General features: G+C 38.4%; 13 protein-coding genes and 1 other annotated feature. Of the genes, 5 read left to right on the plus strand and 8 right to left on the minus strand.

Annotated features, from left to right (window positions below; genetic code table 11):
- The first annotated feature begins 87 nt into the window (after nt 1-87).
- On the plus strand, nt 88-723 hold the full coding sequence (gene ompW / locus M1F17_RS10335) for an outer membrane protein OmpW (protein WP_004911104.1): 636 nt from the start codon (nt 88-90) through the stop codon (nt 721-723).
- 341 nt (nt 724-1,064) lie between these two features.
- On the opposite strand, the gene M1F17_RS10340 is transcribed toward ompW, so the two are convergent.
- From M1F17_RS10340 to M1F17_RS10375, 8 genes are all read right to left on the minus strand, one after another.
- A complete protein-coding gene (locus M1F17_RS10340; RefSeq protein WP_004254154.1) occupies nt 1,065-2,747 on the minus strand; it encodes a ShlB/FhaC/HecB family hemolysin secretion/activation protein in 1,683 nt (560 codons plus the stop codon).
- 534 nt (nt 2,748-3,281) lie between these two features.
- Nucleotides 3,282-5,429, minus strand: a complete 2,148-nt coding sequence (locus M1F17_RS10345; protein WP_112307130.1) for a filamentous hemagglutinin N-terminal domain-containing protein — start codon at nt 5,427-5,429, stop codon at nt 3,282-3,284.
- 493 nt (nt 5,430-5,922) lie between these two features.
- Nucleotides 5,923-6,729, minus strand: coding sequence for a tryptophan synthase subunit alpha (gene trpA / locus M1F17_RS10350; protein WP_318836962.1), 807 nt, complete (start codon nt 6,727-6,729; stop codon nt 5,923-5,925).
- Entirely contained in the window at nt 6,729-7,919 is a 1,191-nt protein-coding gene (trpB, locus tag M1F17_RS10355; protein ID WP_094960531.1) for a tryptophan synthase subunit beta, read from the minus strand. The genes trpA and trpB overlap by 1 nt, the downstream gene beginning before the upstream one ends.
- A 47-nt stretch (nt 7,920-7,966) precedes the next feature.
- Nucleotides 7,967-9,358, minus strand: coding sequence for a bifunctional indole-3-glycerol-phosphate synthase TrpC/phosphoribosylanthranilate isomerase TrpF (gene trpCF / locus M1F17_RS10360; protein WP_318836963.1), 1,392 nt, complete (start codon nt 9,356-9,358; stop codon nt 7,967-7,969).
- Between the two features lies 1 nt (nt 9,359).
- Nucleotides 9,360-10,361, minus strand: coding sequence for an anthranilate phosphoribosyltransferase (trpD, locus tag M1F17_RS10365; protein ID WP_318836964.1), 1,002 nt, complete (start codon nt 10,359-10,361; stop codon nt 9,360-9,362).
- A 21-nt stretch (nt 10,362-10,382) separates the two neighbouring features.
- Nucleotides 10,383-10,994, minus strand: coding sequence for a glutamine amidotransferase-related protein (locus M1F17_RS10370; protein WP_004254165.1), 612 nt, complete (start codon nt 10,992-10,994; stop codon nt 10,383-10,385).
- Entirely contained in the window at nt 10,994-12,568 is a 1,575-nt protein-coding gene (locus M1F17_RS10375) for an anthranilate synthase component 1 (protein WP_004254166.1), read from the minus strand. The genes M1F17_RS10370 and M1F17_RS10375 overlap by 1 nt, the downstream gene beginning before the upstream one ends.
- A gap of 26 nt (nt 12,569-12,594) precedes the next feature.
- Nucleotides 12,595-12,696, minus strand: a sequence feature (Trp leader region).
- A 139-nt stretch (nt 12,697-12,835) separates the two neighbouring features.
- Between M1F17_RS10375 and rnm the strand changes: the two genes are divergently transcribed.
- From rnm to aphA, 4 genes are all read left to right on the plus strand, one after another.
- Entirely contained in the window at nt 12,836-13,735 is a 900-nt protein-coding gene (rnm, locus tag M1F17_RS10380; protein ID WP_318836965.1) for an RNase RNM, read from the plus strand.
- 146 nt (nt 13,736-13,881) lie between these two features.
- A complete protein-coding gene (locus M1F17_RS10385) occupies nt 13,882-14,502 on the plus strand; it encodes an L-threonylcarbamoyladenylate synthase (RefSeq protein ID WP_036957701.1) in 621 nt (206 codons plus the stop codon).
- Between the two features lie 200 nt (nt 14,503-14,702).
- Nucleotides 14,703-15,620 (plus strand): 23S rRNA pseudouridine(2605) synthase RluB, encoded by a 918-nt coding sequence (rluB, locus tag M1F17_RS10390; protein ID WP_036958116.1) that lies wholly within the window; start codon nt 14,703-14,705, stop codon nt 15,618-15,620.
- 394 nt (nt 15,621-16,014) lie between these two features.
- The gene (gene aphA, locus M1F17_RS10395; RefSeq protein ID WP_004254174.1) at nt 16,015-16,728 is read left to right on the plus strand and encodes an acid phosphatase AphA; all 714 of its coding nucleotides are present in this window, start codon (nt 16,015-16,017) and stop codon (nt 16,726-16,728) included.
- The last annotated feature ends 19 nt before the right edge of the window (nt 16,729-16,747 follow it).

The following is a 16,747-nucleotide window of genomic DNA, read 5'->3' on the forward strand; positions in this document are numbered from 1 at the left end:
TAGTAAAAGATGTGATCTTGATTTGAACATCAATTTAAATAATACGGTATATTTTCCTAAAATAAAAACATAGGAATGGGATTGATAATGAAAAAACTCACTGCGCTTGTATTAGCTGCTGCAACTTTAGCTCCAGCAGTTTCTATTGCTCATGAAGCTGGCGACTTTATTTTCCGTACAGGTACTGCAACGGTACGTCCAAATGCGGGTTCTGAAAATGTATTAGGTTTAGGTTCATTTGATGTTAATAACAATACTCAATTAGGTTTAACGTTTGGGTATATGATCACTGATAATATCGGAGTGGAATTATTAGCAGCAACTCCGTTTGAACATAAAGTTGGCGTAGGGCCTTTAGGTACAATTGCAACTGTTAAACATTTACCACCAACTTTAATGGCGCAATATTATTTTGGTAGTAAAGAAGATAAATTACGTCCTTATTTAGGTGCTGGTGTTAACTACACCTTCTTCTTTGATGAGAAATTTAACTCAACAGGGAAAACTAACGGTTTATCAGATCTTGATTTATCAAGCTCTTGGGGCTTTGCGGCGCAAGCAGGTATGGACTACATGCTGACTGATAACTGGATGTTAAACGCCTCTGTTTGGTGGATGAATATTGAAACAGATGTGAAATTTAAAGCGGGTAATGACACACACAAAATCGATACTCGTTTAGACCCATTTGTATTTATGTTCGGTGCGGGTTACCGTTTCTAAGAATTTGATAGGATGCAATACAGGTAATACCTGAATTCTGAAGGACTAGAGAGAAGTAGGAAATCCGAGAATATTCGTATTCTCGGATTTTTCAATTACCATTAAGCTTGAACATATATTTAACAAATGGTCATCATAAAGAAACAAATCATGATAATGATATTTATAATATATTAATTAGTGTTATAGAGTGATAATAAAGTAAAGGTACTTATTGATTATCTTTATTTAGGGTAATTAATAAAAAAATAAAAATATTAAGACTAATTACCTTGAAATAAAAAAGCCGAATACAGTGGCGTATTCAGCTTTAAGATATTATTCAAATTTACAATATTAAATTACCAAAACCATTGCACGTTTAACCCAGCATTGACGCTACTGGTTTCATATTCATCCGGCTTATAAAGTGGGGCACCTAAGAATAAGTCATAACTAAATATATTAACATTACCTCTCATGCCTATAGCCATTCCTAATAATTGGTCATCAGAATAGAGACCTAACGGATAAACACCGCCGAATACACGTCCATAGTCAAGAGCATAGTATGGATAGATGGAGAAGCCAGGAATATAAAAGTTAAACTCATTGCGTAAGTAAAAACCTTTGTCACCTATTAGGGAAAATTCTTCGTCAAAACCACGAACCGTCCAACGGTTACCTAACGAAAATTGATCTTGAATGGTTAAGCGGTCTCGTGAGTATTGTATAAACAGTTGTGGATTATAACTCATAATAAAATTGTCAAAGGCGAAGGGGAACATTCCTGAAATATCGGCAGTATAAACACGGCTCATTTTGCTGACATCACCATATTTCATATCCCAGCTTTCTTCGGCACCAAACCAAGGTACATTACGTTGGTAATATATTGAAGCATCGATAGTTGAATTATTGATGTTTTGACGGTGGCTAACACCGAGCTTAAGGCTGGTAAGGTCACGTTGTTGGGAAAGTAGGGCGACATCCTCTAATTTATATTTTGATTTTCTTTTAATTAATTGAATTGATGCAGTGTCTTTGAACGTTTGCCCACGCAAGAAAACATTACTCGCCGTAGCATTATAATATTTACTATCACCATAATACTTATAGCTAAATACGGAGTCATTAATAGTTTGTTTATAGTCGCTTTTGCTTGCATACAATGAAAAAAGCCAGTAGTTGTAGGGTACGGCATAATAAATTGCAGTATTACTGGTGCTGTAGCGGGCTTGGTTTTTTAAATTTTTTCCTGCTGAAACATATATTGTGTCGTTTAAGCTCGTTAAATTGTTAGCATACAAAGTCACTCCGACTTGATCTTTACCCGTTTGGCGGCTTCCTGAGTTATTGTAATATCCACCTACGTTAAAGTGAGATGATTTTTCTCTTTGTATGGAAATATCAGATGTGGAAAACTCTTTACCCGGTGCTAGCTCTATATTCACTTTAGCACCAGGTATCCGCTCAAGGTTCTCTAAGCCTTGTTCGATGTCACGAATATTCAGAATATCCCCTTCTTTAGCAGGCATAATCGCACCTAATGTAATATAGGTGTCGCTACCTTCTGCAAGTTTTACATTCGCAACTTTACCTGGAATAATCTGAAGCGTTAAAATACCCTCACTGATGTTTTGTTCTGGAATATTAACTCGTGTTGTGACATAGCCTGATTTAATTATTTTATCTTGTAAGCCCTTTGCTAAAGTTTCAACGCCATTAATACCAATGCATACACCAACAACTTGGTTTGCATAAGCTTCTAGAGGTCGCATAGAAGGGAGTTTAGGCTCAGAGAGTAAGATAACCTGTTTCATTTGAAAACAATCTTTCTCATCATCAAAAACTAAAATATTATTTGAACGCTCTCTAGTTTTACCTAAGGCATCTTTAGCTTCTAATTGAGTCTGTTGTTGGCGAGAACGATCTTGGCTAGCTTGGTTATTAATTTGTTGGTCAATAATTTGTGCGGTATTAGCTGATGCAGCTAAAGGCAAAGAAGTTAAAGTTGATAATAAAAAAATAAATCGAAAATTCATGTGCACCACATTAATTTTAATAAAGATTAAAGTTATTTTTATGATATAAAGACTAATAAATTGCCGATGTGATTATTTATTAATTAAATACATCAGAATTTTCTTGTTTAATCTCCATCAGTCCTTTGTTTTGAAATGAGTACATGTATATCCCTATAATAAACCTATTGCTAATTTTCTTATTTTACATAATTTAATTATGCGTTAAATTTATAATAAATAAAAATTAATTAAATTGATTGAGTTAGTGTAAATGCTTTTTGGGATTACTACTGAAAATATAACTAATATAATTTAATCTTTGGTGGTTTGATTAATTCTTAATGAAATCAATGTCTAGTAAATACACTAAATTAGATTAAATAAGTTTTTTTACTTAGAGTTAAACTATTTTGTCTTGCTTTAAAAATAAGTAAACATTAGAAAGCTTTAAGGTTTGTCAATGATATTAAAATAATGGTGTATACTATTTTAATATCACTCCGTATTGGCGTAATAAAATAAGGAGGCTAGTAGCCTCCTTATTTGACCTAATTAATAATAATAAGGTGTATTTAAAACAATCATTGAACCTAGGATTTGTCCAGTAGGGCTATTGTAAATTATAGGACTTGTAATCGTAGTTTTGTTCATTGAACTTAAGCGTCCAGTGTTATTATCTACGCGAGTAAAGGCATCAATGTTTAAATCTTTGCCAGCATGAATTGAACCTGATTTGGTATTATCTAGCTTATTAAGATCTAAATTGACATCATTAGCACCTTGAATTTTTCCGCTACGGTTATCAAGGTCATTTCTTAGTGTAATATTAATATCGCCTTTATTTCCAGCCTTTTCCTGTGCATCTGAAACAATCACACCAGAGTTGTTATTTATGCCATTTGCTTTGATAGTAATAGAACCATCTTTGGTATAAATACCACCCGTTTGGCCGGAAACACCGTATTTGCTAGCATAAGCATTAAAACCGCTAGCATAGCTGTTATCTACAGTTGTTGCATTAACTACGACATTAGAATCAGCAGAAATTAAACCTCTGAGGTTGTTTAAGTAAGTTGCTTTAATGTCTATATTATTTCCTTTGATAAAACCATATTGGTTGTTAAGGGAATACACATCAAACTTGGACTTACCTGCACCAGAAATTAGTGAACCTTGGTTATTAACAACATGAGCATTAATATTTAAGGCTTTTCCACTATCAATTGAAGAATAACCATTATTTACTAGGTTACTTCCCAAGGTGATATTGATTGGGCCATTGTTAGATTTAATCAATGAGTTACTATTTTGTAACGTAATAGTATCTATATCGATTCTTCTTTTTGCTGAAATTTGAGAGTTATTATTATTAGTGACAGTATTACGAGCATTTATTGTAATATCACGACCTAATAATGTTGAGTTATCGTTTGCTAGGGTGGTTGTTTCTATAGTTAAACTACCATTACCACCTGCTCGAATTCCTCGTTCGTCTGCATTAACAACATTACTACGTAAGGTATAGTTATTATCAATCTTGCCTGTTGCACGGATTGCAATATTTCCACTATTAGTTTTGATTGAACCATTAGTATTAACAACATTTGCAGTTGAGATATTCATGTCTTTTTGAGCATGGACAATACCATTTCGGTTATCAATACTCGAAGCTGAAGCGAGTTTGAGATTACCGCCATTAGACTTAATCTGTCCATTCACATTACTTAGAACTAATCTTTGAGAATCAATATCAACATCGCCATTAGCTATAATAGTGGAATTATTATATAACCCATTGGTTTTTATATTGATGTTTCCATTGGCATTTACTTTTCCGCGTTGGTTATACACTAAGCCAGTTGAATCAATATTAACTCCACCGATTCCGGCAGCTAGGTTTCCGTTATTGGAAACACCAGTTCCACTTTCAGTTGAAATTAAGGTAATTTTGTCAGCATACATACCACCCATGGCGGCTACATCGACACCAATTCGAGTTGCATTTCCAACGCCTTGAACTTTAGTCACGAAATTACCTTTGGCATCGACAAAGTTATTACCTGCGACGACATTAATTTCTTTAGCGTGGATATCACCTTGGATCACCGCAGAACGAGCGATGATATCCGTCGGGGAGTCTGATTTTAAGCGGCTATTAATAATAATTTGGCCTTTTTCAACGTTATAGCCAAGAACTTCACCGCCAGCAACAATTGGTTTACCCGTTGTTAGAGTTACTCGGTCTGTGTTGATAAAACCACAATTATTACATGTGATACCAGATGCGTTAGCAACGATAACTTGTGCTTTATCACCTGCAACTTCAATCATTCCGCCTAGGGTACTTGCCTTATATGAATTAACTTCATTCAAAATGACTTTTGCAGGGCCATTACCATTATTTAAATTTAGGTTTCCATTGATTTGTCCGCCTAAACTGGTATTCGTATTTGTTGCGCTATTATTTAAAATAACCCCTTTTTGGTCAACATCAAATTGGCTATAAATGTTATGTGAGACACCTTTGTCACTAGCTCCTTTAATATGAACGATAGTCGGGCCATTACTTTGATTTATTACACCAGCACCATTTGTATTAACAACGGCGCCGTGAGCAACAGATATTGACCCTAAAATAACAGATACACTTAAAAAGAGTGGTTTGATTTTCATCATAGGATGAGTGGTAGGCTGTTTCATAAATATCCCTAAAATAGACTATAGATAAAATTAAAAATAGCTAAATAAAATTCCATTAAAGCATGAAGATTATCCGTGATATTTGTTTTTATTAAAATTTAATTGTACTTAAGTTGAATCATACGGGTGCAAATAGCTTAAAATAATTATATTCTGATATAAATGGTGTTTTATATTTAGTGACTGATTATTGTTAGTAAAATCAATAGATAAGGTTTACTCTGCTGTGGATTTGATAGGGGGATTTACCAGTGTGTAAATACGTAAGTATTATTTTTTATATTAATGGATTCGATTAGTAAATATTATGATTATTAAATTTTAGATATTTAATCAATAGCTAATTAATAGTTAATTGATATCTATTATATTTAAATTGGTTTGAAATTTAATTATAGAAGGCTAGGTAAAGTTTATTTAAGACTATTTTTTATAATTTTAAGTAACCAAGCCATTAATTTTAAATATGACTTGATTACTATTTATTCCTTATCTATTTTTGTGTTGCTGCTTTCATTTTTGCAACGAATTCAGTTAATGATTTAAGCATAACGTCAGGGCGATGTAGGTTATTTTCAATAATTTTAACCACAGCTGAACCTGAAATTGCGCCTGCAGCACCATTTTTAATCGCTTCTTCGACTTGCTCAGGTTCTGATATTCCAAAACCTTGTAGGGCGGGAGCCGCTTTATATTGGTTTAATTGACTCAATAAGTGAGTCAATGGCATTTCTGCTCTTTTTTCAGTACCTGTCACGCCTGCACGAGATAATAAATAAGTATAACCTTGGCTATATTTCCCGATCTGTTGCAGTAGCTCATCATTAGCATTTGGTGGGCAAATAAAAATGGGTGCAATATTGTGAGCTAGCGCCGCTTCGCGAAATGGTTTTGATTCAGACATAGGGACATCTGCAACTAATACAGAATCAATACCTGCTTTTTCGCAGCGAATATAAAAATTTTCAATACCATTCGTAAAAACTAAATTTGCATAGACTAATAAGCCAATAGGAATAGTAGGGTGTTTTTCTCGAATACGACGGAGTAGTTCGAAACAAATTGTTGGGGTAATTTCACTTTTAAATGCACGCAAATTTGCATTTTGGATAGTTGGGCCATCTGCCAGTGGATCAGAAAATGGAATACCAATCTCTAATGCATCAGCACCACCAGCAATCAAAGCATCGACAATTTTTAATGATAACTCAGCATCTGGGTCACCTAAAGTGACAAATGGAACAAATGCGCCTTGGTTATTCTGAGCTAAACGTTCAAAAAGTTGGGTGTAGCGTTCCATTAGATTTCTCCTTTGCTGGCTAAAATATCATGTACCGTAAAAATATCTTTATCACCACGGCCAGACAAATTGACGATTAATAACTGTTCTTTATTAGGTTCTTGCTCTGCCATTTTTAATGCATAAGCGAGTGCATGAGATGATTCTAATGCAGGAATAATTCCTTCCTTACGTGATAATAATTTAAAAGCATTTAAGGCTTCATCATCGGTAATGGAAACATATTCAGCACGACCAATACTGTTTAAATGGGCATGCTGAGGGCCGACGGAAGGGAAATCTAATCCTGCAGAGATAGAATAGGATTCTTCAATTTGACCTTCATTGGTTTGCATCATTGGCGATTTCATACCGAAATAAATCCCGACACGGCCATGTTTTAACGGGGCACCATGTTGGCCGGATTCAATACCTAATCCAGCAGGTTCCACACCGATTAGTTTCACATCTTCTTCTGGAATAAAAGAGGCAAATAAGCCGATTGCATTTGAACCACCACCAATACAGGCAACGACAGCATCAGGTAAACGGCCTTCTTTTTCGAGAATTTGTTGTTTTGCTTCATCACCAATCATACGTTGGAACTCACGTACAATTGTTGGGTAAGGGTGTGGCCCCGCCGCGGTTCCTAATAAATAATGAGCTTTATCATAGCTGCCAGACCAGTCCCTTAATGCTTCATTACAGGCATCTTTCAATGTGGCTGAACCGCTGTAAACTGGAATAACTTCAGCGCCCATTAATTTCATTCGAAATACATTGGGAGACTGGCGTTCTACATCTTTGGCGCCCATATAAATACGGCATTTCATGTTCAGTAATGCACAAGCCAGTGCTGTCGCAACGCCGTGCTGCCCAGCCCCTGTTTCTGCAATTATTTCAGTTTTTCCCATTCGCTTAGCAAGTAGTGCTTGGCCTAATACTTGGTTAGTCTTATGGGCACCGCCGTGCAGTAAATCTTCCCGCTTTAAATATAATTTTGTTTTTGTACCTGCAGTTAAATTTTTACATAACGTTAGCGCAGTAGGGCGACCTGCATAGTTTTTTAGTAAGTCGTGAAACTCACGAATAAATTCATCATCATTCTGTGCGTCGATAAACGCGTCTTCTAATTGGTTTAATGCAGGAATAAGAATTTCTGGGACATATTGCCCACCAAACTCGCCAAAATACGGATCTAATTTGCTCATTATTTATTGTCCATTTTATCAGTTACATTAATTGGTGTTGGAGTCTTTCATTTCTTTGTGTATTGATGAGCCGTTGATTTGGCTAACAACGTTGACAACACCAAATTTATTTTTTGTTGACTTTTTATACCCGGTTCAATTTCAACCCCTGAATTAAAGTCTAATCCGTTGCACAGTAACTTAGCTGCGTCTAAGCAGTTATCAGGGGTAAGCCCCCCCGCTATCATTAATTTCTGTGTTGTGGACGAGGGGATTGCTGACCAATCGAAGGTTTTGCCAGTACCACCAGAGCCATTATCCAGCAATAACACATCAATACCTTGTGTGTCGTAGTCATTTAGAGTTGTTCGTGACATATCAAGCGCCTTCCAAACTTCACAGTAGTTTGGTAAAAATGTTTTTAACGTATTGATATAAGAAGTATCTTCTTCACCATGTAATTGTACCGCAGATAATGCAAGTTGCTTGGCGATATGGGCAACAAAATCCGCGGACTGATTGCGGAAAACACCGACATATTTTAAAGGCGCTGCATGGATGATATTCTGCGCTTGTGACAATGTCACTTTTCTAGGGGAAGTTTCAGCAAAAATTAATCCACCATAGTGTGCTCCCGCTTCAAATGCGGCTTTTGCATCTTGCTCGCGGGTTAAACCACAGACTTTATGTTCTCCCACTAACAAGTTTCGAATGGCTTTATCTAGGTCAGCTTGCTCCATTAAGGCGCTACCGATTAAAAAACCATTCGCAAATTGTTTCAGCGACTGAATATGTTGGTGTTGATGAATACCTGACTCACTGATCACAATGGTACCCTGCGCTAAGCGGGGTGCGAGTTCACGAGTTCGGTTTAAATCAATAGAAAGGTCACGTAAATCACGGTTATTGATACCAACAACCTTGGCTTGTAACCGAATTGCTCTCTCTAATTCTTCCTCATTACTGACTTCCGTTAATATTCCCATATTAAGTTGATGAGCGACTTCTGCTAACGCTTTATATTCATCATCATTTAAGACAGATAACATGAGTAAAATGGCATCCGCTTGGTAGTAACGTGCAAGGTAGATTTGGTATGGGTCAATGATAAAATCTTTGCATAACACGGGTTGTTTTACGGTATTACTGACAATCGTTAAGTAATCCATATTCCCTTGAAAATATTTTTCATCAGTAAGAACGGAAATCGCGGATGCGTAGTGCGCATAAGTTTTAGCTATCACAGCGGGATCGAAGTCAGCACGAATCAACCCCTTTGAAGGCGATGCTTTTTTGCACTCTAAAATAAATACAGGGCGTTTTGCGCTTAGTGTGTTATAGAAACTACGCTGGCTAGGTTGAATACCAGCAATAAAGCTTTCTAATGGCTGCTTGGCTTTGCGTTCGATTAAATAATCAACTTTATCATCAACAATTTTTTGTAAGACTGTCGCTTTCATTTTATTGGTTCCTTGCCGCGAGTGCTGTGACGCGGTCAAATGCTTTACCGCTACGAATAATTGCGAGTGCGTGTTCGCTGTTTTGTTTTAAGTCTTCATGGCCATTAATACGCATCAACATGGCGACATTGGCCGCTACAGCAGCTTCGTGAGCAGCTTGCCCATGGCCTTGAAGCAAGTTACTAAGTAATAAGCGGTTTTCATCTGGTGTTCCGCCTTCTAAGTCACGTAATTGATACGGTGCTAGCCCAAAATCATCTGCAGTTAATTGGTAATGTTGTACTTTGCCATCTTTTAACTCAGCGACTTGAGTTACTGCATGTAATGAAACCTCATCCATCCCTCCACTGTGTACCACAGCTGCACGGGTGAAACCAAGCATCTGTAATGTTTCAGACACCGGTTTTACTAATGATTCTTGGTAAACTCCTATAAGGGCAATTGGCGGACGAGCCGGATTGATTAATGGCCCCAATACATTAAATAACGTTCGGGTTTTCAATTGAGTGCGTACAGGGGCCGCATGGCGGAACCCACTATGGTATTGCGGTGCAAATAAAAAACAAACACCAAGCTCATCTAATGCGTCACGAGCGCTTTGCGCACTGAGATCAAGAGCGATACCAAAGGCAGCCAGTAAATCTGAAGAACCTGAACGGCTCGAAACACTACGATTACCATGCTTGGCTATTTTAATACCACATTCAGCAGCAACAAAGGCACTTGCCGTTGAAATATTAATACTATTTGCACCATCTCCCCCTGTACCAACGATATCACTGAATAGGTAGTCAGGGCGGGGAAAGGGTTGTGCATTTTCTAAACAAGCTAGAGCGGCACCCGCAATTTCTTGTGGTTGTTCGCCACGCATTTTCATACTGATTAACACAGCGGCTAACTGAGGTTCTGTTAATTCACCTTGAATAATGGCATTAAACAAGTACTGGCTTTCTTGTTGAGTTAGCGGCTGCGCTTTAAATAATTTATTATAAATATTTTGCATAATTGGCTCTTTAGTATTCCGTTAGTGCGAATGAGTGGATTCGATTGCATTGGGAGTAGAAAGAGCCCATGCCACGGTGTTTTCTAACAACTGTTTACCTTGGGTTGTTAAAATGGATTCTGGGTGAAATTGGAATCCACAAACTCTATCGCTATCATTACGTACAGCCATGACCATGCCATTTGACTGAGCACAAATGGTCAAGCTCTCCGGAATTTGGCTACCAACAAGAGAGTGGTAGCGAGCCACTGATATTGGGTTTTCAAGATGGTTAAACATGGCTAATCCATCATGTGTGGCTATTGAGGATTTACCATGCAAAATTTCACCTGCAGCAGAGACAGTTCCACCATAGGCCTCAACAATAGCTTGGTGACCTAAGCAAATACCGATAACAGGAATTTTGCCTTTTACGCGCATCAATATTTCTGGCATTGAACCTGCTTCACTAGGTTTTCCTGGACCGGGTGATAAGACTAAAATAGGTGAAACCATTTGATTTAATACAGATAAAATATGTTCTGCACTGACGGTGTTGCGATAAATAACCACCTGATGTCCACCCGCACGTAGTTGGTCTACCAGGTTATAAGTAAAGGAGTCAACGTTATCGAGCAGTAAAATATTCGCCATTAGAATAACTCCTTAACTTGGTGTGCTTGGGCAATTGCACGGATCACCGCACGTGCTTTATTACGGGTTTCATCGGCTTCAGCTTGAGGTATGGAGTCTAGAACGACACCACCTCCCGCTTGTACAGTGGCAATGCCATTTTCTACGTAGGCGGAGCGAATAACGATGCAAGTATCAAAATCACCATTTCCTTGAAAATATCCCACAGCCCCCCCGTATGATCCTCGGCGCTCTTGTTCATATTGCGCAATCAGCTGCATTGCTTTTACTTTTGGTGCACCCGTTAACGTTCCCATATTCATACAGGCTTGATATGCATGAAAAACATCTAAATCTTGGCGTAATGTTCCCACGACATGAGAAACCAAATGCATCACGAAAGAATAGCGGTCAACCTTAGTTAGGTTAGCAACGTAACGGCTACCCGCTTCACAAATACGCGCTAAATCGTTACGTGCTAAGTCAACGAGCATGATGTGTTCAGCAAGCTCTTTCTCATCAGAACGCATGGAAAGCTCAATTCGGCTATCTAAATCAAGGTCTAATTCACCTTGGGCATTTCGTCCACGAGGGCGAGTTCCGGCGATTGGATAAATTTCCACTTTGCGATTTGCTGTCGCATATTTGAGTGCGCTTTCGGGTGAAGCCCCAAAGAGTGTGAATGCGTCATCTTGCATGTAGAACATATAAGGGCTTGGGTTTTGTGCTTTGAGTTTTTGGTACGCAATTAAGGGATGTGAGCATGGCATCGTAAATTTACGAGAAGGCACAACCTGAAAAATATCCCCACGGTATATGGCTTCTTTTAATGAGGTGACAATTTCCCCATATTCTGGGTCATTTTTGTTTACCGAGACGGCAAAGTCAGGCGCAGTTGCTAAAGGAAGCGCTGGCAAGAACGGCCGGCACGAAGCGATAATTTGAGCGTGACGCTGCGTAACAGTTTCGACATCTTGCTCATTTTGCGTAAATAGGCAACTTTTTAGACGTGCAGCCTGATTTTGATGGTCGATCACTAAATAATGCTCAGCAACAAAAAAACAGTAATCAGGGCAGTGATTAACGGTATTTACCTTGGGTAAATCTTCAAAACTCGCGACTAAATCATAAGCAAACAACCCACCAACAAACAGATTTTCAGGTTTTGTGGAATAGGCTTGTGCAAGAGCGGGTAGTGCACGTAAAACGTCTAAGCTAGATGCAGCCTTCAGGCGGCTGTCTTCGTCTAAATCTTGTCCAGGCTGGCTGAACGTTACCGTCAAACTATTTTCTTGCATGCTATGATGCATGATTAAATCTGTTAATTGAGCTAACAGTTTAGGTAATAAGGCCTGGCCATTTGGCGTCAACGCTTCTATTTCAACTTGTTGGCCAAAAGCACGAATACGTAGCGCGCTGTTGACAATCAATAAGCTTTGCAAGTTGGCTTTATTATTAATTTCAGCGGATTCCAACAGCATTGTTGATGGAACTTGATGACACAAATGATTAAATAATAATGTTGGGTCAGGCTGATAATTAATTGGGCTATCCAGATACTTAAAATGTGCTAATGTGGTGTTTTGTTCGTTCATTATGTTGCCTTACGCTAATTTTTGACATAAAAAAACCCGCCTAGGAAGGGCGGGTTTGGCACTGAAACATACAATAACTATGCGCGTGCGGCTTCCGCCCAATTTGGGAAGTCACGCCACCAACGATTTGATAAGTTTAATAAAGTCATTGTATGCCTCACTGGATAAACTGATTATTTTTAGCTTTAGCCGTCTTGCGTACTAGTTAACTGGATCGCGCTATTTATGTCAAGGACTTTATTAATTTATTAGGAAAAATAGTTTTTCATGGAAATAGGAGAAGATATCAATATGTCGACAGCCTCGCCGCCATTAGTGACTCGCTATGACTTACATAGCCATACAAATGCTTCGGATGGTGACCTCACTCCTGCTGAGTTAATCGAACGTGCGGTTGAAAAAGGGGTTAATATTTTAGCGATTACCGACCACGATACCTGTGAAGGTGTATTAGAGGCTCGCCGCTATCTTGCTGAACATGAGCGGCCAATTGAGCTAGTCAATGGCGTTGAAATTTCGACACTTTGGGAGAATATTGAAATACATATAGTGGGCTTAAATTTTTCGCCTTCACATCCCGCGATGGTTCAATTGTTAAAAACACAATCAGAGCATCGTTTAGAGCGTGGTATTGAGATGGGCAGGCGGTTACAAAAAGCAGGCATTGACGATGCATGGGAAAATGCACAACGTATTTCTGGCGGTGGGCAGGTAACGCGGGCACATTTTGCACAATATATAGTGAAAATAGGTAAAGAAAAAACGATTAATAATGTATTTAAACGTTTTTTATCGAAAGGGAAAACAGGGTATGTGCCTGCGAAGTGGTGCACAATTCAAGACTCAATTGACGCAATCCATGCCGCAGGGGGAATGGCGGTATTAGCGCATCCGTCTAAATATCAATTATCCAATAAATGGTTAAAACGGTTGGTTGCGTATTTTAAACAGTGCGGTGGTGATGCTATGGAGGTTTCTCACTGCCAGCAACCGCCAAATGAAAAGCAATATTTAGCAGAATTGGCCAATAATGCTAATTTGTATACATCCGTTGGTTCAGATTTTCATCGGCCTTGCTCTTGGATAGAGCTTGGCAGAAATTTATGGTTGCCCGATGATGACAAGGCTGTTTGGACACTTTGGGATACAGTAAAAACAGCTAATTAATTGATGTATTAATAATGCAGTGTAAAATAATTATTATAAGTGATGATTTATTAATGAGTAAGTCATCTTATGGAATTCAAAGATAGTAGCATTTATAGGTATTTTTGCCGGGTGATGCTGTCGATACCCAAAAATTAGAGGTATGTATGAGCCAGTTTTTTTATATCCATCCGGACAATCCTCAGGCAAGACTTATTAGCCAGAGTGTTGAAATTTTAAATAAAGGCGGAGTGATTGTTTATCCTACAGATTCAGGATATGCCATTGGATGCCGTTTAGAAGAAAAAGATGCTTTACAACGTATCTGTCGGATTCGTCAGCTTGATGCTAACCATAATTTCACATTAATGTGCAGAGATCTCTCTGAGCTATCGAATTATGCGCATGTTGATAATACTGTCTTCCGTTTAATTAAAAATAATACACCAGGTAATTACACCTTTATTTTGCGGGCAACGAAAGAAGTTCCACGGCGTTTAATGAATGAAAAACGTAAAACTATTGGTTTACGTGTACCGTCGAACCCGATAGCTCGAGATTTACTCGAAGCTGTTGGTGAACCGTTGATGTCAACTAGTTTGATTATGCCAGGTGATGATTTCACTCAATCAGACCCTGAGGAAATCCGCGATTTACTCGATAAACAAGTCGATTTGGTGATACATGGTGGTTATATTGGGCAAAAACCAACAACTGTGATTGACTTTACTGATGATACGCCTGTTGTGGCGCGAGTCGGAACAGGGGATCCAACGCCTTTTGAGTAGGTATAAATATATCGAAGCTTAAGGTTCAGTACTGAACTAACTAAAATTGTATTGAATGTGCAATATACAGATAAGTAATAGGGGTTCAGGACAAACCTGTGTATAATGCGCGGGTTTTCAAATTCATTATTGTTTGGCGCGGCAAAAATAGCGCGCCAAAAAGATATTTGACGCCTGTGAAGGCGACAGCAGAGGGTTACATGAGCGTAAAACCGCAAAAAACTGAAAAATTACAGAAAATCCTTGCTCGTTCAGGGCATGGTTCTCGTCGAGAAATCGAAACATTCCTGCAAGCGGGTCGTATTAGTGTTGATGGCAAAATTGCGACACTAGGGGACCGTGTTGAAGTCACACCAGCAACAAAAATTCGTTTAGATGGTCGTTTATTAGCAATCAAAGAGCCTGAAAAGGAAATCTGTCGTGTAATGGCTTACTACAAGCCAGAAGGTGAGTTATGCACACGTCATGATCCTGAAGGGCGCCCAACTGTTTTTAACCGTTTACCACGGTTAACAGGGGCGCGGTGGATTGCTGTTGGCCGTTTAGATGTTAACACTAGTGGTTTATTGTTATTCACAACAGACGGTGAGCTCGCTAATCGTTTAATGCACCCTAGCCGTGAAGTTGAACGTGAATATGCAGTGCGTGTGTTTGGTGAAATTAACGATGCAAAAATTCGTCAATTAACACAAGGTGTACAGTTGGAAGATGGCCCAGCCTCTTTTAAAACGGTTTCTTACCGTGGCGGAGAAGGGATGAACCAATGGTTTAATGTCACCTTAACAGAAGGACGTAACCGCGAAGTTCGTCGCCTTTGGGAATCTGTTGGTGTACAAGTCAGCCGTTTAATCCGTGTGCGTTATGGTGATATCGACTTACCTAAAGGTTTACCACGTGGAGGATGGACGGAACTTGGTTTAGAGCAAACCAACTATCTCCGTGAGCTGGTGGAACTGCCGGTGGAAACGGAAAGTAAGGTTGCGGTTGAGCGCGATCAACGTCGCATTAAAGCAAACCAAATTCGCCGTGCAGTAAAACGCCATACACAAGTTGCATCGCGTCCGGCATCAAAACGTCAATCATCAAGACCAACGGCGAAACGTCGTACTCGCATCTAAACTTGCTATTCTTTATTCAGTATAAAAAACGCAGAGCGTAATTCCTCTGCGTTTTTTTATGCGGTCACGCCAATAATCATCCACTCCAGTAATCACCAATCTTATAAATTCATCTTTCAGTAATAGTTATATGCCACATAGATAATTAGAAAATTAATGGTCTAGTTCACATTATTATGAAACCTATTAATAATAGATAATGTTTATGAGATGTTTGTCTCATTTTAATGTAATAAAAAGTCTTAGTATGCCCATTCTTATGAGATGTAACTCACAAAATGTTGGGTTGCTAACTGATAATAAAGATAAATTTACAGATAAACCTATTACTTACCCAGTTTATCCAGATAAATAAAGAATGGTTTAAGTGGATAAACCTGAATAAGGACAAAATATGAAAAAAATAACACTGACTTTGAGTGCGATTGCATTGGCATTGAGTTTTACGGCAACCTCTCAAGCAAAAATTCCAATGCCAGAAACCGTAAGCCCCGGCGTTACCGTTGTTGAACTTGCTCAACAACAGCCTATTCATTGGGTTTCCATCGAACAAATTAAACAAAGCCTAGAAGGGAAAGCACCTATGGCTGTTGGGTTTGATATCGATGATACGGTGTTATTTTCAAGTCCAGGTTTTTACCGTGGTAAATTAGAGTTCTCACCTAACGATTTTAGCTACCTCAAAAATCAACAATTTTGGGAAAAAATGAATAATGAGTGGGACAAATTCAGTATGCCAAAACAAGTGGGTATTGATTTAGTCAAAATGCACTTAGAGCGCGGTGACACTGTTTATTTCATTACTGGCCGTACGAAAACAAAAACGGAAACAGTGACGAAATATGTTCAAGAAGGTTTAGCGATACCTGCGGATAAAATGCAACCTGTTATTTTTGCGGGTGATGAACCAGGGCAAAATAATAAAGTGAGCTGGATGCGTGATCACAAACTTACCATATATTATGGTGATGCTGATGCCGATATCGCAGCAGCACATGAGTTAGGTATTCGCGGTGTTCGTATTTTACGTGCGGCAAACTCATCTTACCAACCATTACCAAAAGCAGGTCGCTTTGGTGAAGAGGTTGTGATTAATTCAGAATATTAATTCAACAAATACAACGCAA

The organism is Providencia sp. PROV073 (assembly GCF_033688125.1).
GTDB classification, from domain to species: domain Bacteria; phylum Pseudomonadota; class Gammaproteobacteria; order Enterobacterales; family Enterobacteriaceae; genus Providencia; species Providencia hangzhouensis.

Coding starts and splice junctions, on each gene's coding strand:
- ompW (WP_004911104.1), top strand. CDS start 88: ATGAAAAAACTCACTGCGCTTGTATTAGCTGCTGCAACTTTAGCTCCA.
- M1F17_RS10340 (WP_004254154.1), bottom strand. CDS start 2,747: ATGAATTTTCGATTTATTTTTTTATTATCAACTTTAACTTCTTTGCCT.
- M1F17_RS10345 (WP_112307130.1), bottom strand. CDS start 5,429: ATGAAACAGCCTACCACTCATCCTATGATGAAAATCAAACCACTCTTT.
- trpA (WP_318836962.1), bottom strand. CDS start 6,729: ATGGAACGCTACACCCAACTTTTTGAACGTTTAGCTCAGAATAACCAA.
- trpB (WP_094960531.1), bottom strand. CDS start 7,919: ATGAGCAAATTAGATCCGTATTTTGGCGAGTTTGGTGGGCAATATGTC.
- trpCF (WP_318836963.1), bottom strand. CDS start 9,358: ATGAAAGCGACAGTCTTACAAAAAATTGTTGATGATAAAGTTGATTAT.
- trpD (WP_318836964.1), bottom strand. CDS start 10,361: ATGCAAAATATTTATAATAAATTATTTAAAGCGCAGCCGCTAACTCAA.
- M1F17_RS10370 (WP_004254165.1), bottom strand. CDS start 10,994: ATGGCGAATATTTTACTGCTCGATAACGTTGACTCCTTTACTTATAAC.
- M1F17_RS10375 (WP_004254166.1), bottom strand. CDS start 12,568: ATGAACGAACAAAACACCACATTAGCACATTTTAAGTATCTGGATAGC.
- rnm (WP_318836965.1), top strand. CDS start 12,836: ATGGAAATAGGAGAAGATATCAATATGTCGACAGCCTCGCCGCCATTA.
- M1F17_RS10385 (WP_036957701.1), top strand. CDS start 13,882: ATGAGCCAGTTTTTTTATATCCATCCGGACAATCCTCAGGCAAGACTT.
- rluB (WP_036958116.1), top strand. CDS start 14,703: ATGAGCGTAAAACCGCAAAAAACTGAAAAATTACAGAAAATCCTTGCT.
- aphA (WP_004254174.1), top strand. CDS start 16,015: ATGAAAAAAATAACACTGACTTTGAGTGCGATTGCATTGGCATTGAGT.